General features: G+C 39.9%; 19 protein-coding genes and 1 pseudogene. 16 read left to right on the top strand and 4 right to left on the bottom strand.

Translation table 11 applies throughout. The annotated features are described in order from the left end of the window. Positions 1-243: 243 nt before the first annotated feature. From H5159_RS13520 to H5159_RS13505, 4 genes are all read left to right on the top strand, one after another. Positions 244-3537, top strand: coding sequence for a TonB-dependent receptor (locus H5159_RS13520; protein WP_182780441.1), 3294 nt, complete (start codon positions 244-246; stop codon positions 3535-3537). Between the two features lie 71 nt (positions 3538-3608). Then, positions 3609-5165 (top strand): tryptophan halogenase family protein, encoded by a 1557-nt coding sequence (locus H5159_RS13515; RefSeq protein WP_182733815.1) that lies wholly within the window; start codon positions 3609-3611, stop codon positions 5163-5165. Positions 5166-5203: 38 nt separating this feature from the next. Further along, positions 5204-5944, top strand: coding sequence for a SapC family protein (locus tag H5159_RS13510; protein ID WP_182724962.1), 741 nt, complete (start codon positions 5204-5206; stop codon positions 5942-5944). A 19-nt stretch (positions 5945-5963) separates the two neighbouring features. Then, positions 5964-6656 (top strand): DUF6445 family protein, encoded by a 693-nt coding sequence (locus H5159_RS13505; RefSeq protein WP_259399115.1) that lies wholly within the window; start codon positions 5964-5966, stop codon positions 6654-6656. 8 nt (positions 6657-6664) lie between these two features. Here H5159_RS13505 and H5159_RS13500 read toward each other — a convergent pair whose 3' ends face one another. Next, positions 6665-7159, bottom strand: coding sequence for a dual specificity protein phosphatase family protein (locus H5159_RS13500; RefSeq protein WP_182780439.1), 495 nt, complete (start codon positions 7157-7159; stop codon positions 6665-6667). Between the two features lie 128 nt (positions 7160-7287). Between H5159_RS13500 and H5159_RS13495 the strand changes: the two genes are divergently transcribed. The 3 genes from H5159_RS13495 to H5159_RS13485 all read left to right on the top strand — a co-directional run bounded on the left by H5159_RS13495 (position 7288) and on the right by H5159_RS13485 (position 11482). Further along, entirely contained in the window at positions 7288-9441 is a 2154-nt protein-coding gene (locus H5159_RS13495) for an exonuclease domain-containing protein (RefSeq protein ID WP_220496457.1), read from the top strand. 143 nt (positions 9442-9584) lie between these two features. Then, entirely contained in the window at positions 9585-10466 is an 882-nt protein-coding gene (locus tag H5159_RS13490) for a hypothetical protein (protein ID WP_182780438.1), read from the top strand. A gap of 62 nt (positions 10467-10528) precedes the next feature. After that, the gene (locus tag H5159_RS13485) at positions 10529-11482 is read left to right on the top strand and encodes a hypothetical protein (RefSeq protein ID WP_182780437.1); all 954 of its coding nucleotides are present in this window, start codon (positions 10529-10531) and stop codon (positions 11480-11482) included. Here the strand turns inward: H5159_RS13485 and H5159_RS13480 are convergent. Continuing rightward, positions 11466-12812, bottom strand: a complete 1347-nt coding sequence (locus H5159_RS13480; protein WP_182724957.1) for a S8 family serine peptidase — start codon at positions 12810-12812, stop codon at positions 11466-11468. The genes H5159_RS13485 and H5159_RS13480 overlap by 17 nt on opposite strands. A gap of 131 nt (positions 12813-12943) precedes the next feature. On the opposite strand from H5159_RS13480, the gene H5159_RS13475 reads away from it, so the two are divergent. Genes H5159_RS13475 through H5159_RS13465 form a run of 3 tightly spaced genes read left to right on the top strand, consistent with a single transcriptional unit; the run spans position 12944 to position 14710 of the window. Further along, positions 12944-13435 carry an RNA polymerase sigma factor gene (locus tag H5159_RS13475; protein WP_182737156.1) on the top strand — a complete coding sequence of 164 codons (492 nt, stop codon included), beginning with the start codon at positions 12944-12946 and terminating at the stop codon, positions 13433-13435. Then, positions 13432-14172, top strand: coding sequence for a hypothetical protein (locus H5159_RS13470; RefSeq protein ID WP_182780436.1), 741 nt, complete (start codon positions 13432-13434; stop codon positions 14170-14172). Before H5159_RS13475 ends, H5159_RS13470 begins: the two co-directional genes overlap by 4 nt. A gap of 25 nt (positions 14173-14197) precedes the next feature. Continuing rightward, positions 14198-14710: a CC0125/CC1285 family lipoprotein gene (locus H5159_RS13465; protein ID WP_182721366.1), complete on the top strand. Its 513-nt coding sequence runs from the start codon at positions 14198-14200 to the stop codon at positions 14708-14710. A gap of 32 nt (positions 14711-14742) precedes the next feature. On the opposite strand, the gene H5159_RS13460 is transcribed toward H5159_RS13465, so the two are convergent. Then, entirely contained in the window at positions 14743-15627 is an 885-nt protein-coding gene (locus H5159_RS13460) for a DMT family transporter (RefSeq protein WP_182780435.1), read from the bottom strand. Between the two features lie 102 nt (positions 15628-15729). Between H5159_RS13460 and H5159_RS13455 the strand changes: the two genes are divergently transcribed. Together H5159_RS13455 and H5159_RS13450 are read left to right on the top strand one after the other, a co-directional pair. Further along, complete coding sequence (locus H5159_RS13455; RefSeq protein WP_002958262.1) at positions 15730-15867, top strand: hypothetical protein; 138 nt, start codon at positions 15730-15732, stop codon at positions 15865-15867. Positions 15868-16003: 136 nt separating this feature from the next. Next, positions 16004-16381, top strand: a pseudogene (locus H5159_RS13450) (sel1 repeat family protein); the annotation flags it as partial. Between the two features lie 176 nt (positions 16382-16557). Here the strand turns inward: H5159_RS13450 and H5159_RS13445 are convergent. After that, on the bottom strand, positions 16558-17445 hold the full coding sequence (locus H5159_RS13445) for a LysR family transcriptional regulator (RefSeq protein WP_182693739.1): 888 nt from the start codon (positions 17443-17445) through the stop codon (positions 16558-16560). A 101-nt stretch (positions 17446-17546) separates the two neighbouring features. Between H5159_RS13445 and H5159_RS13440 the strand changes: the two genes are divergently transcribed. The 4 genes from H5159_RS13440 (at position 17547) to H5159_RS13425 (ending at position 19790) form a co-directional block, all read left to right on the top strand. Further along, complete coding sequence (locus H5159_RS13440; protein WP_182693738.1) at positions 17547-18539, top strand: zinc-binding dehydrogenase; 993 nt, start codon at positions 17547-17549, stop codon at positions 18537-18539. A gap of 61 nt (positions 18540-18600) precedes the next feature. Beyond that, positions 18601-18891: a putative quinol monooxygenase gene (locus H5159_RS13435; RefSeq protein ID WP_182780434.1), complete on the top strand. Its 291-nt coding sequence runs from the start codon at positions 18601-18603 to the stop codon at positions 18889-18891. A gap of 12 nt (positions 18892-18903) precedes the next feature. Continuing rightward, entirely contained in the window at positions 18904-19323 is a 420-nt protein-coding gene (locus tag H5159_RS13430) for a VOC family protein (protein ID WP_182712605.1), read from the top strand. Between the two features lie 56 nt (positions 19324-19379). Next, a complete protein-coding gene (locus tag H5159_RS13425) occupies positions 19380-19790 on the top strand; it encodes a type 1 glutamine amidotransferase domain-containing protein (protein WP_182780433.1) in 411 nt (136 codons plus the stop codon). The last annotated feature ends 117 nt before the right edge of the window (positions 19791-19907 follow it).

Below are 19907 nucleotides of genomic sequence, written 5' to 3'. Positions count from 1 at the left end.
AATAAATTGTTTTTCTATTTGTAAAATTGCAGGCACTATCAATCCTTGTTGTTAAAAGCTTGTAATTTGAATACCAAGTGTACTACAGTTTTTCAAATTATTAACACGTATAGGCTAGCTCTATAATTATACGTGTTCATATAACCAATTAATTAATATAAAAATATATTTAACTTTTTTAGTTGAAACCCCACAACATTTTTTTGCACACCAAAAAATAATAAAGGTTTAGTAATAATAAGTATGGCTAGTCAAAAAAATAAATTATTTGAAAAAAATAAAAAATATTTATGGAGGAAAATAAAAAGTCACTCGTCTTCATCCTGTGTATGGCCAAAAACTATACGCATGGAATGTATACATTTGCCACTTTGTTTACCGCTATATGTGCTTGTTTTTAGCTTAGTCACCACAGAGGTGAAAGCGAGCTCGGTGGACGAAAAAGCAATGTTTAACATTCCTCGACAAAGGGCCGATTTATCGCTAATAAACTTTGCCGAGCAAGCCGATATTACTTTGCTTTTTCCGTTGGATAAAATTCAACAGTTACAAACAAATACTATTACTGGCGAGTATTCAATAATAAATGCATTACAGACTTTACTCGACAGTACCGGCTTGCAAATGCAAGTTAGCGAAGATGGGCAAATTTCTATTTTAATAGACCCTAGCTTCGAGAGAACTGACAACATGGCTAACTATAAAAAAAATGGCGTGTCCAGTGCAGTACTTGCTGTACTAAGCACAATGACAACGCTCCCTGCATTAGCAGAAACAGCAGCACAAGAACCAGAAATAATTGAAGTACGCGGAATTAGAGGCTCGCTTGGTCGAGCCATGGATGCAAAAAGAGAAGCCGGTGGCGTGGTTGACTCCATTTCAGCAGAAGATATTGGTAAATTTCCTGACACAAATTTAGCCGAGTCTTTGCAACGTATTACTGGGGTTTCAATAGACCGTTCAGGCGGCGAAGGGCAGCTTATTACGGTGCGTGGTTTTGGCCCGCAGTTTAATACTGTACTAGTAAACGGACGCCAAATGGCATCAGAGAATCAAAGCCGTGCATTTAGCTTTGATACCATTGCATCAGAATTGGTTAAAAGCTTAGATGTATTTAAAACCTCAACAGCCACTATGCAATCTGGTGGTATTGGCTCAACAGTAAACGTTAATACGGCACGTCCATTTGCGATTAGTGGCTTTAAAATAGCGGGTAGTGTTAAAGGTATTTACGATGAAAATAGTGAAGAAACCACACCTGAGATTTCTGGCTTAATTAGTAATACATTTAATGATGACACACTGGGTTTGTTGTTTGCCGTTTCTCGTCAAGAACGCGAAACACGCTTAAATCAGGCACAGGTAGACGGCTGGTTAGAAAACGTGGGCGTCCCAAATCCTCAAACTCAAAGCGGGCAAGCATACACCGGTAATATTTTCTCGCCACGTAATTACGATCATAAAGTTACTACAGAGACACGTACACGCACTAATGCAAATTTAGTTATACAGTATGCACCTTCAGATGATTTAGTTATCACTGCTGATGCGCTCTATTCAGATTTTGATGTAGAAGCAGACACAACGTCTTACGGGCACTGGTTTACAGCTCCAAACTTAGAAGGCTTTGGCGGCGCTGCAGGGCCAACTGTTGATGAAAATGGCACTGTGGTTGATTTATATCAAGAGGTAGGCCTTGCCACCGATATGCACGCTAAAAAGTTTGATCGTTTAACCAACTCTAGCGCATTAGGTTTAAACTTTGATTGGCATGTAAACGATAACTTAAATATGAAGTTTGATTTGAGCCACTCAAAAGCCAAGCGTGAGGCTAATAATGGCGGTGGCGATCAGCTATCGTTGATTGGCTATGCTAACCGAGTTCGATTTGAAGTGGATGGCGGTATCTTACCTTACGCGAGTGAGTTTGCCTCTGCTAACCCTAACATTTATAGCGGCCAGCAAGAGCTGGACGGTGTTGCTTATAACCCTGCAGTTGCACCTGATGGCGTATCAAATCATTTAGATACAGCCAACAGCCGTGCACACGTAATGCTTCGCCGTGGTTGGGCTGTAGAAGATACTGTGGATCAGTTTCGTTGGGATAGCATTTGGCATAACGATGGCAGCTCAGGCCTAGTTTCGGTTAAATTTGGTACTATGTATTCAACTGAAACTAAAAACCTTGATCGTTGGGACAACGAAGGCGTAGGTATTCACTGTACCTTTTGTGGTTACCCAGATGACCCAAGTATGGATGGCTTAGCGCAATTTGTATTTGACGCAGGAGATGACTTTTTAGGTGATGTGAGCGGCAGCGGTCGTATGCCAACGTCATGGCTTGCACATGATGGAGAGGCAAACTTTGCGTACCTTGAGCAAATAGCTGCGGCGAATGGTCAGCCTATTAGTTTTGATGCAGTTAAACGTAATAAGTCGTTTGAGATAACTGAAGATACTTTCTCGTTTTATACAGAATTTGATTTTGAAGCTGAACTTGCAGGCATGCCTTTATACGCAACAGCGGGCTTTAGATATGAAAGCACCGATGTAAAAGTAAAGGGCACAGATGAGCCGGTTAGCGCGTTAACTATCTTAGATAAAACAGAAATGCTTGCTAATTTCGGCGCCGTAGAAAATATTTCAGCAAGTTCAGATTACGAAGCGATTTTACCTAACTTTAGCGTAAAGCTTGAAATAAGCGATGAGCTAATAGCACGTGCTGCTGTATCACAAACAATTACGCGACCAACACTCGATAGTATGTCGCCTGTAACAGTAATTGAAACAACGCGCCAAGGGGGCAATTTAACATCAAGCTCTGGTAACCCTGCGCTTGAGCCATTTACCTCTGATAACTTAGATTTATCATTAGAGTGGTATTACGCTGATGCCAGTTATTTATCCGCTGGTTACTTTAGAAAGAATGTTGCTAACTTCATTATCAATACCACTGAAGATTTAACCTTTGAATTGTCTGACGGCGGATTGTTGACTGACCCCTCAACAGGTAACGATGTAGATAACCCTGACGCTGCTGACTCGACGGCTGTATTTACAAACACATTACCAAATAATAGCGAATCGGCGATTGTTGATGGCTGGGAAATAGCCTTACAGCATAGTTTTGATAGTGGCTTTGGTTTTATGGTTAATGCAACATTTGTTGATAGTGATGCAGAACTAGACCCTGCAGATATTACTCAAGTATTTGCATTAACAGGCTTAAGCGACTCTTATAATGTGGTTGGCTTTTATGAGAATGGCCCATTTCAGGCGCGTTTAGCCTATAACTGGCGCGATAGCTTTGTACAGTCACTAACACAGTTAAATGGTGATGGTGTGACGATAGTTGAAGACTATGCACAATTCGATGCCAGTGGCAGCTATGATATTACCGAAAATGTATCGGTGTTCTTTGAGGGTATAAACTTAACCGAAGAATACGTACACAAACGTGGTCGCTTCTCTAATCAATTACTAATGGTTGAAGATAGCGGGCGACGTTTTGCGTTAGGTGTTCGTGGAAGTTTCTAACTTAAATAATAAAAGTGGCTTTTACATTTAGTAATAGCCACTTTTTAAATACGCCTTTATAGGTAACAAGCATGAACCAGCAAAATAAAGAAATAAAAACAGTGGTTGTCGTTGGTGGTGGTATAGCAGGCTGGCTAACAGCTGGTCGATTAGCGGCGCACCATAAAAGTAATACCCCCGATGGTCTTAATGTTGTGCTAGTTGAATCTCCAAATGTACCAATTATAGGTGTTGGTGAAGGCACTTGGCCTACCATGCGTAGTACATTAATAGCACTTGGTATTAGCGAAACCGATTTTATACGCGAGTGTGAAGCAAGCTTTAAGCAAGGAGCAAAATTCGCCAAATGGGTGGATGGCAGCGATGATGATTTTTACTATCACCCATTAGTTCTGCCGCAGGGCTTTTCAAAAACCGATATGGCAGGACATTGGTTAAATAACACAGCAGAGTCAACGTCTTTTTCAAACGCAGTGTGTTACCAAGAAGCTATTTGTGAGCAAGGGCTTGCCCCTAAAACAATTCGTACACCAGAATATGCTGCTATAGCCAATTATGCCTACCATTTAGACTCTGCAAAATTTGCCGTTTTTTTACAAAAACATTGTACTCAGCAGCTAGGCGTTAAACATATTTTAGCTGATGTAACCCAGGTCAATAATGCTAAAAATGGCGATATTGCAAGCGTTACTACAAAGCAACAAGGTGAAATTAGCGGTGATTTATTTATCGATTGCACTGGTTTTTCATCATTGTTGTTAGGCGAGCATTATAAGATTCCTTTTCAGCCCTGCGATGATGTGCTGTTTATTGATACCGCCTTAGCAGTGCAAGTCCCTTATGAAGATGAAAATGACAGTATTGCATCTCACACAATTTCAACAGCGCAAGAAGCGGGTTGGATATGGGATATAGGATTACAGCACCGCCGTGGGGTGGGCTATGTGTACTCCAGTAAGTACAGTACCGAGTCGCAAGCAAGGGAAAAACTTAGAGAGTATGTAGGCGATAAAATAGAGTCGTTAACAATTAGAAAAATCCCTATTAAAAGTGGCCACCGCTCACATTTTTGGCAAAACAACTGTGTTGCGGTTGGGCTTTCGGCTGGTTTTTTAGAGCCACTAGAAGCTTCTGCATTGGTATTAGTAGAAATGTCAGCGCAAATGATAAGCGAACAACTTCCCCATACCCGGGATATTATGGATATTACCGCCAAACGCTTTAATGAGACGTTTACCTATAGGTGGGAAAAAATAATCGACTTTTTAAAGTTACATTATATTTTATCAACCCGTGACGATAACGCATTTTGGAGCGATAACAGAGACCCTAAAACGATTCCTCAAAGCTTACAAGATCTAATGAAACTATGGCAATACCGCGCCCCTGCTGATCACGATTTTACAAGTAACAATGAGGTGTTTCCAGCGGCGAGTTATCAATATGTTTTATATGGTATGGGCTTTAAAAGTGATTACAGCACAACTGCCTATATGCTTGAAGACACTGTTTTTGCTAAAAGTCAGTTTGATAAAAATAAGAGCATGATAAACCAAGCTGTAACTAACTTACCTAGTAACCGAGAATTGTTAAATAAAGTTAAGAATCATGGATTTAGCACTATTTAGCTTAAAAATTTACACATAAAAACAATAAAGAGACACACATGGAAAATTTAGTCGCATTAGAACAAAGTGCTCATCAGCACATAAAAATAGACACACAAAAGGCACAATCACACGCAGAAAACATTAATATGGTCCCTGTTGTTATGGCAGAACTTAATCAAATTGCTGTTCAGCAGCCTATAGTTTTTGCAAAAAACTCAGAAACAGGGGAGTTTACACTCAATGCTTTATTAGGCTTTGAGCAACATGAGAACTTGTTTTATCAGAACTCGCAGTGGCAGGGTGTGTATTTACCGCTTCAATTACAGCGTCAGCCATTTTTTGTTGGTGATACTCATGCGCAGCAAACTCAATACCCTGTGTGTATTAATTTAAATAGCCCAGCAGTCGTTAATAATCGAGCGCAAAGCCAGAATAATTTAGAACCAATTTATACCCAAAGCGCAGAAGAAAGTAGCTATTTCAAACAAATAAAGCAGTGTTTAGGGCATTTACTACAGGGCGAAATAGACAATAAAAAGTTAATTGATACCTTGTTACAGCATGATCTACTGCAGCCATTATCGCTTGAGGTCACGTTTCAGAACAGTCAAAAAACAAAGTTAAACGGCCTATACACTATTAACCAAGAAAGACTCGCACAACTTAATAGTGATCAAATTACGCTTTTACATCAAAGCGCTTTATTACCCGCTATTTATACTGTTATAACCTCACTTGGCCAAATATACCCATTGATAGAGCGTAAAAATGCAGTGCTTAATTTAGCCGATGATTGATTTTAAACTAAACGAAAATATGGCGTTACACATACATACTGCAGGGGAAGAAAAAACCCCAATTATTGTTATTGATGATTTTGTAAATAATGTAGATGCGCTTATTAATTTTGCTGCGTTTTCTCAAAGTGCTAGAGAAGCGTTTTGCGCACAAGAAAGTGATTTTTACCCAGGAGTAAGAAAAGCAGCACCGCTTAGTTATATCGAGCGGTTAAAAGCGCTTGCGCCAATTATTAATTCACACTTTGATATGGCGGATAAAAGCGAGTTCGATGTAATTCTTTCTGCTTTTTCAATTGCATGCACTGAGCCTGATAAGCTCAGGCCAATACAAATGCTCCCTCATTTTGATACACCTAATATGAATCAACTTGCTATGGTGCACTTTTTATGTGATGAAACTCATGGTGGCACTTCATTTTATAAGCATAGAGCCCTAGGGTATGAACGTATAACAAAAGAGCGGCTTATGCTTTATAGGCAAGCTATTAAGCAACAAGCCATGGCGCAAAAACTTCATAAAAATCCACAATATATAAATGGAAGTACAACTTTGTTTGAGCAAGTTTACAGTGTAGAGGCTAAGCTAAATCGGGCAGTTATATACCCAAGTAATTTATTGCATTCCGGTAATATAAACGCGTCTAATGGTTATGCCTGTGACCCAGTTAATGGGCGTTTAACTATCAGTAGCTTTGCTGTTTTACGCTAGCTTTTTTATTACCGACTAAAACTCTCAAAGTACTCTTTTTGCAATTCTATAGTAAGCGCTTTAGGGCGAATGCATTGTACTAGGCTGTATACTTCTTCTTTTGTGTAACCTGCCGAATTTAAAATAAGCGCAGCGACCAACCCTGTGCGGCCAGTGCCGCCTTTGCAATGTATGACAATGGTTTGTTTGTGTTGTATGGCCTGTAATATGTCGATTTTATGGGTGTTCCAGCTTGATGTAAAAGGCTGTTTGGGTGCTTCGTCGTCATTTATTGGTAAATGAAACCACGTTATATCGTGCTTATTGCACTCACTATTAATTGTTTCTACGTTGTTTTTTTCAAGCTCTTTTTGCGGCATAAGCGACAGCAGCACGTTAGCGCCAGCTGCTTTTAATGTATTGATTGAATCCGCTAGGTTTTGCGTTTTTGTACCAGGGCAGGGCGTAAAAATAATATTTGCGCCGTTATTGAGTGATAAAACATCGTACGGATGCGCGCTCATGGTAAGTCCTTTATTTTTAATGAATTTGCTTTAATAAGCTCACTATAGCGTGTTTTAGTTACAAGTTTAAGATTGAATAATAAGCGCAAATACTAGATACTGTTTTTATATACAGTTGTGGCGATATTATGAAAAAAGAATTACCAGCAAAATACTATTTAGCGCATTTTAGAGAGCTTATTGAGTTTGTAACAAGTAAATGTATGCATTTACTTGAGCCCAAACACAGCGAATTCATTAGTAAAATTAATCAGCTAGATGAGCAAAGCCAATGCATGTTGGCGCGTGTGTACTCGCGAAAGCCTTATTTAGTGCAGGCGCAATCGCTTAATTATGAAGAAATAACCTCGCCGCATCAGGCTATTTATACGCTAAAAAAAGCCGGTATTTTATTTGAGCCAAACGAGCAGCATTATTCGCAGCTTTTAGCGCACTTAACTAAGCCTTCTTTGGTTGAGTTGCTAAGTAATTACAGTGAGCAAATAAGTTTTAAAAAGAGTGCCGCTAAAGGCGCGCTGGTGGATATTGCGCGTGAGTTTTTTAAAGCATGCCCAAAAGAGCTTGCGCCACTTTATAGCCAGTATGTAATTAACAACCGCAGTGATTACTACGAGTATTTTGAGTTTTTATTTGCAGGCAAACTAAGCAGTGGTGATGTGAATCATCAAAACCGTTTTGTAATGCGAGACTTAGGCTTAACCGCTACGCGCGAAGGACACAGCGAGAGCTTGTCGCGTTTTGAAACACTTGACGAAGCGCAATCAAACTATTTATTAAACCGTTACCGGTTAGCATTTAAAAATATTACAGATGAGAGCGACTATGTTGTTTTAGCGTCGCAGGTTTTAGTGCAAGCTGCACATGGTGCAATTGCCGTTGTATTAAAAAACAAACTATTAGTTAGGCTTTATAGGCAGCTAAAAACAGTTGATAGCGAACTTGCTTTTAGTTTACTTGAAGGGTGCGTGGATGATAGCGAAGCACAAGAAATTCAAATAAGAGAGCAATACAGGCTTGGCAATAAAGAGTGGGTAAAAGCACGGTTAGAAGCCATTATCGAAAACCCACTTACTGATGATTTACTTTATTTTGCTGACGATTTTTTAATGCGTAAGTTTAATAAAAAAACACGTTCGCGTTTAAGTGCCATGCTTGCCGACACTCAGTGCGTGCTAGAAATAGATGAACTGTACCGAGGTGAAGTAGAGCAGGGCGTAAACGATTATTATACTCGCGAAGGTATGGCTGTATTTAATACCGAAAACACGCTTTGGCAAAGTTTGTTTGGTTTAGTATTTTGGCACGAGTTATTTGTGGAGTCGCCTTATCCGCCATGCAATGAGTTTGATATTTATCCGCAAGTATTAAGGCTTGGTAATTTTTATGAAGCGCAGCAAACACAGATAAACGAGCGCTTAGCTCAGTGCCAAACGTCGCAAGCATTACTTAATTTAGTGTGCAAAAATGCAGCGCAATACTTTGATCAGCCCAATGGCTTATTTAGATGGCGCAGCAATTTATTAGAGCCACTAGAAGCGCTTATTTTAAACAGCCCACTTGAGGCACTAATTGCGCACTTAACGGCTATGAGTAAACATTATTTACAGCTAAAAGACGGCTACCCCGATTTAATGGTCATTAATAATGGCCAAGTACATTTTGAAGAAGTAAAAGCTCCAGGCGATAAGCTTAGGCGCAACCAACTTACAACTATTGATAATTTAAAAAATGTGGGCTTTACGGTACATATTGCCGCAGTTAAGTGGTTTGTAGATCCAAACCGTGTTTACAGCGTAGTTGACATAGAAACCACGGGCGGCTTAAAAGGCGGCAACCGAATTACCGAAATTGGCATAGTTAAAGTACAGCACGGTAAAGTAATTGATACTTGGACTACACTTATTAATCCGCAGCGCCATATACCTGGCTTTATTACGTCATTAACCGGTATTAGCGACAGTATGGTTTACAACGCGCCTGTATTTGCCGATATAGCCAAGCCGCTATTAGATAAACTCTCAGGCAGTATTTTTGTAGCCCATAACGTTAATTTTGATTACGGTTTTATTAAAAAAGAATGCGAGGTTGCAGGGCACTTTTTTAAAATGCCAAAAATGTGCACCGTGGTTGAATCGCGCAAAGCGTTTAAAGGCTTAAAGTCGTATTCGCTTGGTAACCTTAGCGCGCATTTTAATTTAAATTTAACCAGCCATCACCGCGCATTGGCCGACGCAACCGCCACTGCGGAGCTGTTATTGCTGATACAAAATAGTGAAAGCTAACGCCGTAGGGTATTGGCTTACCTTTAAGTATTTGAAATTTAGTTAATAAGTGATTTTATTGTAATTTTTTAATTTATTTTGGAATAAAGTGTTTTTGTAAATCGTCTTCTTTATGTCAATCCGACAAACTAGAGGACAAAACAATGACTAAATTAAATAAAATTGTAAGCGTAATGATGTTAAGCGGTGTGAGTACTTTTACAGGTGCAGTGCATGCCGCTGATATTGAACTATCTCAGTCAACGTCGGCGCAGCAACAAACATCTACATCTATTGCGCTTTCACAAAATGGTTTAACAGCCAGTGGTAGCAACGAGTCAAACGTATCTAACGATACACAAGTAACGGCTGATGACTCGCAAAACACAGATTCAACGGCGAATAACACGCAAACTTCAGCGCAAGAAAGCAGTGAGGCCGCAGAGCCTGCAAATTCATTAGTTGCATCTTCCAGTTCATCTTTAAATAACTCATTGAACGCATCGGCCTCGTCTTTAAATACCACAGGCATTACCACAGCCAATACAGCGCTCGATGCAACAACGCAGTTAACCTCATCGGCGGGTAATTTAACAACCGCTGTGAGTCAATCGTCATTACTTGGACTTACCTCTGAGCAAGCCGCTCAGCCTGATACTACTGATACACCAACAGATGCCTCTTTACTTTCAAATGTGGGCAGCGCAACCGATTCAGTAACACAAGCTGATGCAGCGAGTGCGCTTAATGCGGGTGAGCTTACAAACCAATTAGCAATTACTAATACGGCTGCAAACTCAATGAGTTCTGCACTGCAGTTAGGTGATGCAATTAATACCAGTAATGAAATTGTAAGTAGTGTTCAGCAATCTTTAATTGCCAGTGTGCAAGATAGTACGGTTAGCAGTTTACAAAGCACGGTACAACAAAGTGTTAGCGGGCAGGTGAGTGCAGCGGTTACTGATCAAATTAGTAACGATGTAGCACTTAGCACCGCAAGTGAAGTAGTAACCAACATTACTAACGACTTAGACCTAGGCCTTTAATACGCCGCGTGTTTGCACAAATGCCGAATAGGGAAACCTATTCGGCCTGTTGGAGAATAAATATGAAAGCAGTTATAACCGCCACATTGTGTGTTTTTAGTGCCCAAGCGGTGCTTGCACAAACCAACCACGTTAAAACTCCTGAGCAAAATAAACCCTTTAAAAGTAGCTTTGAGCTAAATGCAGATGCAGAAGTTGGGGTATTGAGCAATTCAGCGCTCTCTGTTCAGGAGCTTGACGATATTTCGTCACAAAGCGACAGTGGCATAAAAACCGCAGCCGGTGTTAATGCAAAATGGAAATTAACCAAAGGCGCCAAATTAACCTCAAGCTATCGGTTTGAACAACAAGACTACGATGAATTTGATCAATACGATTTAGACCTTCATCAATATGGTTTAGATGGCAGCTACAGCTTTAATAGCCATGAGCTAGGGGTTCGTTACGATGGCGCAAAAGCAAATGTAGATGGCGAAACATTTTTACATTTTAATCAAGCTAGTGCTTACTATGGCCACTTTTTAAACCCACATACGTATTTGCGTATGAGCATAAAAACCAAAGCTAAACGTTTTGCTACTGCAAAAGCACGTAATGCCGATGGTGTAGGTGGGGATGTAGCGCTTTATCATTTTATAAATAATGGCCAAACCATGCTAATGGCAACGCTAAGTGCTGATAAAGAAAACGCCGACGACAACCAATACGACTTTAACGGCTACGGCTTTACTACTAAAGTTACGCACAAATTTACGGCCTTTAATGTGGCTAACAAAGTAGGGGCTGGCTGGCGTTATCAAAATAAAGATTACGATGAGCAAACAACGGATGATTTTTTTGAGCAAATACCGTCGCGAGATGAGCACCGAAATGTAGTTAATGCGTTTTATAACGTAGATGTGTTTGAGCACGTAACGCTAATAGCCGAGGCTGAATATGGCGATTATCAATCAAAGCTTAGTAGTAATACCTATACGCAATCGGTTTTATCGGCGTCAGTTAAAGTGCACTTTTAGGTGGGTAAATGGCGCCATAACCAAAGGTGGTGTCTTTGCCTTGCTCGCCTAAATCGACGACCAGCGATGTAAGCTCGTTAAGTGCTTTGGTTTTATTATTCCCATGCTTTAACAATAAACAACTTAATGCCGCGCTTACATGCGGCGCCGCCATTGACGTACCCGACTCCCTCCCAAATTTTCCATTGCCTTGGCTTGTAACAACATTTACACCAAGGGCTGCAAAGTCTATGTAATCGCCTTTATTTGACCATCTATAAATGTGGTTTTTTGAATCAATAGCACTTACCGCTATCACGCTTTTATACGCGCCTGGGTATAACGGCTGCGACGCCGGCCCTTGGTTACCCGCAGCAGCTACAATTAATACGTTTTGTTTTATTGCTGCAGTAATACTTGCTTCTAAAATTGCGTTATTTGGCCCTGTTAGGCTCATATTTATTACGGGGATTTTATTACTAACTAGCCAGTTAAGTGCCTCTACTATGGCAAATAATGTAGCCCCTTGTGCATATTCAGATTGCCTATAAAACACCTCGGCACTGTAAAGCTTGGCACTGCTTAAAAGCGGGCTGAGCATTACTCCTTTACCTGTAATTAACCCCGCTATGGCGGTGCCGTGTAAATTTGGCGAGCTTAACCCTTTAGGTAAAAAGCTTTGCGTGGTGATATTTGCGCCTTTAAAAGCGTTGTGTTTGGTATTAATTGCGCTGTCGATCATGCCAATTTTTACGCTTTGTGTGCAGTAAGGAGCAACAGGCTTATTTGGTGTTACTTTCACGCTAGGCTCGCCTGTTTGCGCTTGGTAAATGTGGTTTCGGTCAAGTATTGCAGACTCATCTAAGTTAAGTGCTTTTAATAACTCACTTTTAGAGTTAACACCTTGGGGTACATTAAAGCGCACTAAGCTCATGTTAAGTGCGTTGTAATTTTTTACCGATACAATGGTTACATTTTGCTGCTTTAGGGTATTAAGTTGTTGGCTATTTGCCATTAATAACCATTGGCGCTCTATTGCTCTAAAGCCGTTTTCAAGCTCTACTTCAACAAATGCGGTGTTTTGGCTATTTATATTAATGTTAAGCACATTGGGTAAGCTGCTAATTGGCTCACTAATTTGCGCTTTTAGTTCATCAATCGATATTTGTGGAACAGGCACCGGAAGCGGCAGGCGCTGTGCTCGCTCTATAGTTTGCTCAATACGCTGCTCTATTGGGTTTAGCTGCCCAAGCACCTGATCGACTCTTACTATGTTGGCTGAACTCGTTGCGCTAAATATACAAAGCGAAGCGGTTATTATGTGTTTAACGCGTGTGTTTTTAATATTCATAGTGGGTTACTTCTATTAAATTTATCATGCTGGTTAGTTAACGTTTAACACATAGAAATATTTCATTATTTAAATTATTTGGGAATAAATGTTTTTTTGAATCGTCTTCTTTATAAAAGGGGTAAAAATTAATGAACGAAACTATAAAAACCTTATTGCCCATACTTAGGCGTTTTGCCTATTCGCTAACGGGTAGTAAAGCAGATGCAGACGATGTAGTGCAAATAACAATTGAAAAACTATTAGTAAAAGGCATTCCGGATGACGTTGAGCCTGCTAAATGGGCATTTAAAATTTGCCGTAATGTGTGGATAGACGAATACCGCTCACGCAAGGTAAGGCAAAATACGGCTCAGGCCGATATTTTACCAGAGCCAATTACAAGCAATGAACACCAAACACTCGAAAATAAACAAATGCTTAAAAATGTAAATACAGCACTTGGGCAATTACCCGAAGAGCAACGCGCCATAGTATCGCTGGTGGCAGTGCAGGGCATGGCTTATAAAGAGGTAGCACATACACTCGATATACCTATAGGCAGTGTAATGAGTAAATTATCACGAGCACGCAGTACACTTTATAACTTAATAAAACCCGACTTTAAAAAGGAGCAAGTATGAACATTAACGACGAAACACTTAGCGCCTTTTTAGACTCAGAGCTAAGCGAGCACGAAATGGAACAAGTGCGTAAAGCCCTTGAAACCGATGATGAACTAGTAATGCGACTTGCAGAGCTAAGCGAAGTAGACATGCGAGTGAAAGAGCACGCAACAAGTATTGACGACGCACCACTTAGTGACTCATTAGCTAAAACGGTTGCAAAGCTTGATATAGCAACGACAAAAAACACGTTAAACAGTAATGTAGTAACGTTAACGCCTTGGCAAAAGGTTAAGCAATCGGCTAATAAAAGTATAGCAATAGCAGCAAGCGTAGCTGTGGTATTTGGTATTGCAATGACGAGCTATTTACAACCCAGTGAGGCGCAAAACTTAGTAGCCAGCAATACAGCTTCAGCCCTTAATACGCAGCTAAGTAGTGGTGTGTTTGAGCAAAGTGATGGCTCAGTATTTAGCGCACAGCTAAGTTTTAAAAATCAGCAAGGTGAGCTTTGTAGGCAGTATGCACTAAGCTCAAATAATACAACGCAAACAAGCATTGCTTGTAAAACGCAAAGCGGTTGGCAAATTAAAGCGCAAACAGCTACGCAGCAAAGTAACAATGGCGCGCAATATCAAACGGCGTCTAATAACAGTGACTTAGATGCTGTTATAGATAGCATGATCAGCGGCGCACCACTCGATAGAGCGCAAGAGCAGCAAGCAATTAGCGCAAAGTGGCAGTTAAACAAATAATAATGTGTATAAAACGAGGTGAACTATGAAAACATCTATTTTAATTATCAGTATTTTACTTATGGCGGGCTGTGCATCTAAACCTGATTATCGCGCCGCAAATAATGGCTCACAAGGTTACAGCGAGCAAAAAATTAGCGACGATCAATACCGAGTAGAGTTTAAAAGCGTATCAAATAATGTAGCCGATGCCGGTGACTATGCATTATTACGCGCGGCTGAGCTTACCCAAGCACAAGGCTACGATTGGTTTGTTGTAACCAACAAAGAAACCTTTGTTGAGTCTAAATCGCAAGCTCCCGCGTCATCTATTAGTGCATCACAAAGCCAGCAATATGAGCGAAGCTGTGGTTTATTAACCTGCGAAACTCGTGCACGCCCAACAAGCAGCGTAGGCGTACAGGTAAGTAACAATGATAAACGCAAAGAAGTGCACACCTTAATTGATATTAAAATGGGCAAAGGTATAAAGCCAAGCGACAACAGTTTTAGCGCCCATGACTTAATTGAAAACTTAAGCAAAAAGGCGCAAAAGTAAGCTTTTTTGGTAAAAGCGCTTGATATAAGCACTTAGCTTGTTTTAGCTAAGTGCTTTTTTCGTGGTAAGAAACCAGTAACCAGCATAGTGCCCACAATAACAAATAATGCGCCTAATAATGTATTTGGTCCAATTTGCTCATCTAAAATTAAATGCCCCCAAAAAATGCCAAATAGCGGAATTAAAAACGTGACTGTTAACGCCGAGGTAGGGCCTATATCTTCGATTAATTTAAAAAATAAAATATAAGCAAGTGCGGTACACATTACTCCTAATACAAGTACACCTAGCATAACGTTGGTGCTTGGTATTTCTCGTATTGGCATAAATAAGATAAGCGGTAATACCATAAAGCTTGAAGCCCACATTGAGCCATGGGCGTTATCGAACGGGGGCAGTTTAGGCGCGTTTTTAGTGTAATGCGATGCAATGGCATAGCAAAGTGATGCGCTTAATGCTGCTACTATGGCCAAAATTGATTGGCTATTTAACACAAAATGATTTTGCCCAACCAAAATAACTACGCCAATTAAACCCAGCAGTAAACCAATCACCATACTTTTATTAGGCTTTGTTTTTGTCCATAAAATTCCAACAACAACACCCCATATTGGTGTTGTAGAATTTAAAATTGAGAGTGTAGATGCGCTGATAGTTTGGGCTGCGTAAGCAAAAAATAAAAACGGCAGAGCAGAGTTAAACGCGCCTATAATAAAAAAGTGTTTTGTGTGCTCAGTAAACGCTAAGCGGCGCTTTAAGTAAAGCGCCACAATAAAGAGGGTGAGTGCGGCAAAGCCAACTCTAAATTCTATTAACACCGCTGGGCCTAAGCTGTTAGCTGCCATTCGCATAAATAAAAATGACGCGCCCCAAATTGCAGCCAGAAAAAATAACCGAAGTAAACTTGCTAAGCTCATGATAGTATTTTAATTATACAAACAGGATTACACAATAGCAGGCTTTGCAAAGAGTGTAAGCCAGATTCGGTACTCGCATATAAAAATAATAAAGGACTAGTTATGGCTAAATGTATATCGGTTGCAGCAATTTTGGCTGTAGGTTTATTAGGTGGGTGTGGGTCGACCCCTGTTAGCCTATACAGCGACAATACAATGAAGAAAAAAGAATACAATGGTATTAATACCAATCCGCAATAATACTTAATCATTTTGCGGGGCTAAACGTGTCGCTACCTGCGTTAAAAAATTTTCATTTAGAACAACTAAATAGCGAATTTTTTGCCTAGCTATCAACAAGTTTCTCCATCCTCAAAATAGATTACTTAATTAAGCGAATTGGTATAAAGCGTATAAAAAGGGGCTATACGAGCAAGCTTTTTATGATTTAAAAGAGCCGGCAGCACTTGGCTATAAAAGTGCACAATATACGTTGGCATTCATGTTTTTAAAAGGCCAATACTTGGAGCAATCTACTAAACTCGGAATGGGCTGGCTAGGTGTTGCAAAAGAAGCGGGGGTTGAGAATTGGTCTGCGCAATACGATGCATTTTACAGTGCAGCGACTACGCAGCAAAAACAACAAATAGACGAAACAGTTGAGTTGTATATAACGCAATTTGGCGTTAAAGCACAAAATATGACCTGTCGGCGTTCAACTTCGCCTAGGCGTACATTTGGTGAAGTTAAATGTAGTAGCTCACATCTAATCTGACAGTAAACGCAAATAGTTTAGACTTTATCTGACAAGCAGCTATGAGCGAATAACGGGCGGCCTCTCTAGCGCATTTTTGTAAAATTATCAGTTACAGTCTCGTTAGCTGGAAAGCCTCTAAATTCTAATAGCAACCGTCTTGCAGTGGTAGAGTTCCAAAAAAGCAAAGTTTATATTTAAAGAGGATTACTTTTTATCCACTTTTTCAAGTGGTCAATGAAGTTCTTAACTATTATCGATTGGTTTTTCCTAGAAGGATATAACAGGTTAATTGAAATTGAGGGGTCGCATTCCCAGTCCTCCAGAATAACCTTTAAGCGCTCTTGAGCAACACTTTCTTTAATGTGCCAATCTGACAAAAGCGCGATACCGTGGTCTAATTCCACCATACTCAAAACGCTGTCTCCTAAGCTAGAAGAAAAGGCAGGGTTTAACTTAACTGTTTTCCGTTCACCTTCTCTAATGAATGACCAATTAGTTTCATTACCAACGGTTAATAAAGTATGCTCTGTTAAATATTCAGGTGAATGTGGCACTCCTCTCTTTTCTAAATAACTCGGCGTTGCACATAAGACTCTCTTTGTATCGGATAGCTTTTGACCTATTAACGATGAGTCCCGCGAAGGGCCATGCCTAACAGCTAAATCAACACCTTGTTCAGTTAAATTTACCAAGCTGTCAGTAGAAATGATTTCAATATTAACTTGCGGGAAATTTTTTAAAAAGCTGCTAATCACAGGTAATAAATAGCTTTGCGTAAAAGAAGCCGACGCAGTTATTTTTATTTTTCCTTTTAACGTATTAGTTGGGTCAAGGTCATGTTCAATCTCATCACTAATACTTAACAGTCTTTGTGCATGGTTATATAGCTTCTCACCTGTAAATGTCGGACTAAGAGTCCGAGTTGTTCTATAAAATAATTTCGCACTCAGTCTGTTTTCGAGCGCTATCAACCTTTTACTTACTGCCGCAGCCGTTAGATTGTGAGCATCAGCAGCCATTCGGATAGATTTGAGTTCAAAAATCGTACTGAATATCTTCAGCTCTTCTATGGAATCAATCACATTATCAACCTTTCGGAATTAATCATTAAACCTTTGGTGTGTTTCTAGTAGTTAATTATGTTGATAACATCACTTTCGTCAATAACAAAGAGGTAAATTTTATGAAAGCAATTGCAATTAATGGTCATGGTGATGTTGATGTTCTACACGAAATCGAAGTTGATGCACCAAAACCAAAACGTGGTCATGTCGTAATTGATGTAAAAGCGACAAGTGTGAATCCTGTAGATACTAAAATCCGTAAAGGCAGTGAAGGTACTGCTGGTATGGTTTACCCTGCAATCCTTCACATGGATGTATCGGGTGTAATCAGTGAAGTTGGTGAAGGTGTAACTAACTTCAAAGTTGGTGATGAAGTGTATGGTTGTGTCGGTGGTATTGTTGGCATTCCAGGTACTCTAGCTGATAAGGTTGAAGCTGACGCTGTATTATTAGCACACAAACCTAAAACGCTTAGCTTTGGTGAAGCGGCTAGCTTGCCTTTAGTAGCAATTACCGCTTGGGAAGCAATTATTGGTCGAGCTGAAATCCAGCCGAGCGATAAAGTTTTAGTTCATGGTGGTACAGGTGGTGTAGGCCACATCGGTCTACAGCTTGCGAAAGCGCTAGGTGCACATGTTACAACGACTGTTGTAGATGAAGAACGCGCAGAAATTGCAAAACAATTGGGTGCAGACGAAACGGTTCTATTCCCTAAAGAAGAACCAAAGGAATATGTTGAAAGATTAACCAATGGTCATGGTTTCGATACTGTATTTGATACAGTGGGTGGGCCAGTTCTGCAAAACTCACTAATCGCTGCAAAACTGAAAGGGCATGTTATTTCTACAATTGGTTATGCTGATTATAACTTAACTGAAATGCACTTTAAGGCTCTTAGGTTAGATCTTGTATTTATGGCGATTTCGATTATTCACAATATCGATAGAGATACTCACGGTGACATTCTACGCCGACTTGCTGGGCTTGTAGATAAAGGCCAAGTTAAACCTTTGATTGATAGTGTTTTCCCTTTCACTTTGGATGGAGTTAAAGCTGCTCACTCTCGTCTAGAGTCAGGATTAGCTACAGGCAAAATCGTCATTGAGCGTTAATTCTCTCTTCTTGAACTAAAGGCTGTGTAAGCAGCCTTATACACCAAAATAGAGGTTAAAAATGAACAATGAAGTTATGATTGTTGTGGATATCCTATGTGAAACACAGCATTACAACACCGCTTTAAACGCAATTTATAAGTGCGCAAGTGAAAGTGTGCTTGAAGATGGGTGCGAGCGTTATGATGTTTACCCTGATACGAATGGTTCACAAAAGATCACATTGGTTGAAATGTGGCGTGACATAGATTCTTTAGAACAACATAAGAGTCTGCCGCATTATCTTCAATTACAAGCCTCATTAGAAGATAGAGTGCTATCAGTCGATATTCAAACAGCTCGTGTGTTTTAAGGTTTGTGATAAATGAAGTATCTTCACACAATGCTGCGCATATCAGATATTGAAGCATCACTGAGGTTTTTCTGTGAAGGTTTAGGGTTGAAGATTCTTAAAAGGAAAGACTACTTTAAAGATAAGTTCACTCTAATCTTTTTAGCTGCACCAGGTGATGAAAGCGCTCAAATTGAACTTACGTATAACTGGGATCCTGATTCTCTATATTCTGGACGAAACTTTGGGCACATAGCATACAGGGTTCAAAACATATATGAGACATGCGCTCATTTACAGGCACTAGGTATCGAAATAAATAGACCTCCTAGAGACGGTCACATGGCCTTTGTACGCTCCCCAGATGATATTTCAGTCGAGTTGTTACAAGCAGGTGAGCCGCTACCACAAGCTGAGCCTTGGGCTTCAATGCCAAATATTGGTAGTTGGTAAAGTATTAAATATGTAACCAACGAGTCCGTTGGTTAAATTTGTATGAGAAAGATATTATGAAATTTCTATTATTATTCATGACGCTAGTTTTCGCTGCCCCAAGCTTTGCTGCGGATAAAGTCCTTTTCGTATTGACTAGCCACAATAAGATGGGTTCGTTAGATATGAAAACTGGATTTTGGCTAGGTGAATTAACGCACCCTTATTATGTTCTTGCTGATGCAGGCTTTGAAGTTGATGTTGCTAGCATTGAAGGTGGAATGGCACCAATAGACCCTGAAAGTCTAGATTTTTCAGACGAAGATAATTCTAGGTTTATCAATGATAAAAAACTTATGGCTTCAATTATAAACACCATAGCAATTGAAGATGTAAACAGTGAAGATTATCAAGCGGTAGTTTATGCAGGAGGACACGGAACAATGTGGGACTTCTCGAACAATGAACTTATCAATAAGTTGTATTAGTTCAGACAAGATCTGACACATCAACTTGCAAAAGTGAGAGTTACCCGTTTTGATAAAAGGTGTCGAATCTTTAAATCAAAACATATAAGAGGTAACTCTCATGCTACATACTAACAA

This window comes from Pseudoalteromonas sp. SG43-1 (assembly GCF_014164415.1).
Classification (GTDB): domain Bacteria; phylum Pseudomonadota; class Gammaproteobacteria; order Enterobacterales; family Alteromonadaceae; genus Pseudoalteromonas; species Pseudoalteromonas distincta.
Note: the sequence above shows the minus strand (reverse complement) of the source record. Positions and strands in the feature narration are given on the sequence as shown.

Excerpts from the sequence above, each read along its gene's own strand:
- H5159_RS13465 (WP_182721366.1), top strand. The coding sequence starts at position 14,198 with ATGAAAACATCTATTTTAATTATCAGTATTTTACTTATGGCGGGCTGT.
- H5159_RS13455 (WP_002958262.1), top strand. The coding sequence starts at position 15,730 with ATGGCTAAATGTATATCGGTTGCAGCAATTTTGGCTGTAGGTTTATTA.
- H5159_RS13480 (WP_182724957.1), bottom strand. The coding sequence starts at position 12,812 with ATGAATATTAAAAACACACGCGTTAAACACATAATAACCGCTTCGCTT.
- H5159_RS13490 (WP_182780438.1), top strand. The coding sequence starts at position 9,585 with ATGACTAAATTAAATAAAATTGTAAGCGTAATGATGTTAAGCGGTGTG.
- H5159_RS13520 (WP_182780441.1), top strand. The coding sequence starts at position 244 with ATGGCTAGTCAAAAAAATAAATTATTTGAAAAAAATAAAAAATATTTA.
- H5159_RS13475 (WP_182737156.1), top strand. The coding sequence starts at position 12,944 with ATGAACGAAACTATAAAAACCTTATTGCCCATACTTAGGCGTTTTGCC.
- H5159_RS13485 (WP_182780437.1), top strand. The coding sequence starts at position 10,529 with ATGAAAGCAGTTATAACCGCCACATTGTGTGTTTTTAGTGCCCAAGCG.
- H5159_RS13460 (WP_182780435.1), bottom strand. The coding sequence starts at position 15,627 with ATGAGCTTAGCAAGTTTACTTCGGTTATTTTTTCTGGCTGCAATTTGG.
- H5159_RS13510 (WP_182724962.1), top strand. The coding sequence starts at position 5,204 with ATGGAAAATTTAGTCGCATTAGAACAAAGTGCTCATCAGCACATAAAA.
- H5159_RS13440 (WP_182693738.1), top strand. The coding sequence starts at position 17,547 with ATGAAAGCAATTGCAATTAATGGTCATGGTGATGTTGATGTTCTACAC.
- H5159_RS13435 (WP_182780434.1), top strand. The coding sequence starts at position 18,601 with ATGAACAATGAAGTTATGATTGTTGTGGATATCCTATGTGAAACACAG.
- H5159_RS13495 (WP_220496457.1), top strand. The coding sequence starts at position 7,288 with ATGAAAAAAGAATTACCAGCAAAATACTATTTAGCGCATTTTAGAGAG.
- H5159_RS13425 (WP_182780433.1), top strand. The coding sequence starts at position 19,380 with ATGAAATTTCTATTATTATTCATGACGCTAGTTTTCGCTGCCCCAAGC.
- H5159_RS13515 (WP_182733815.1), top strand. The coding sequence starts at position 3,609 with ATGAACCAGCAAAATAAAGAAATAAAAACAGTGGTTGTCGTTGGTGGT.
- H5159_RS13470 (WP_182780436.1), top strand. The coding sequence starts at position 13,432 with ATGAACATTAACGACGAAACACTTAGCGCCTTTTTAGACTCAGAGCTA.
- H5159_RS13430 (WP_182712605.1), top strand. The coding sequence starts at position 18,904 with ATGAAGTATCTTCACACAATGCTGCGCATATCAGATATTGAAGCATCA.
- H5159_RS13505 (WP_259399115.1), top strand. The coding sequence starts at position 5,964 with ATGGCGTTACACATACATACTGCAGGGGAAGAAAAAACCCCAATTATT.
- H5159_RS13500 (WP_182780439.1), bottom strand. The coding sequence starts at position 7,159 with ATGAGCGCGCATCCGTACGATGTTTTATCACTCAATAACGGCGCAAAT.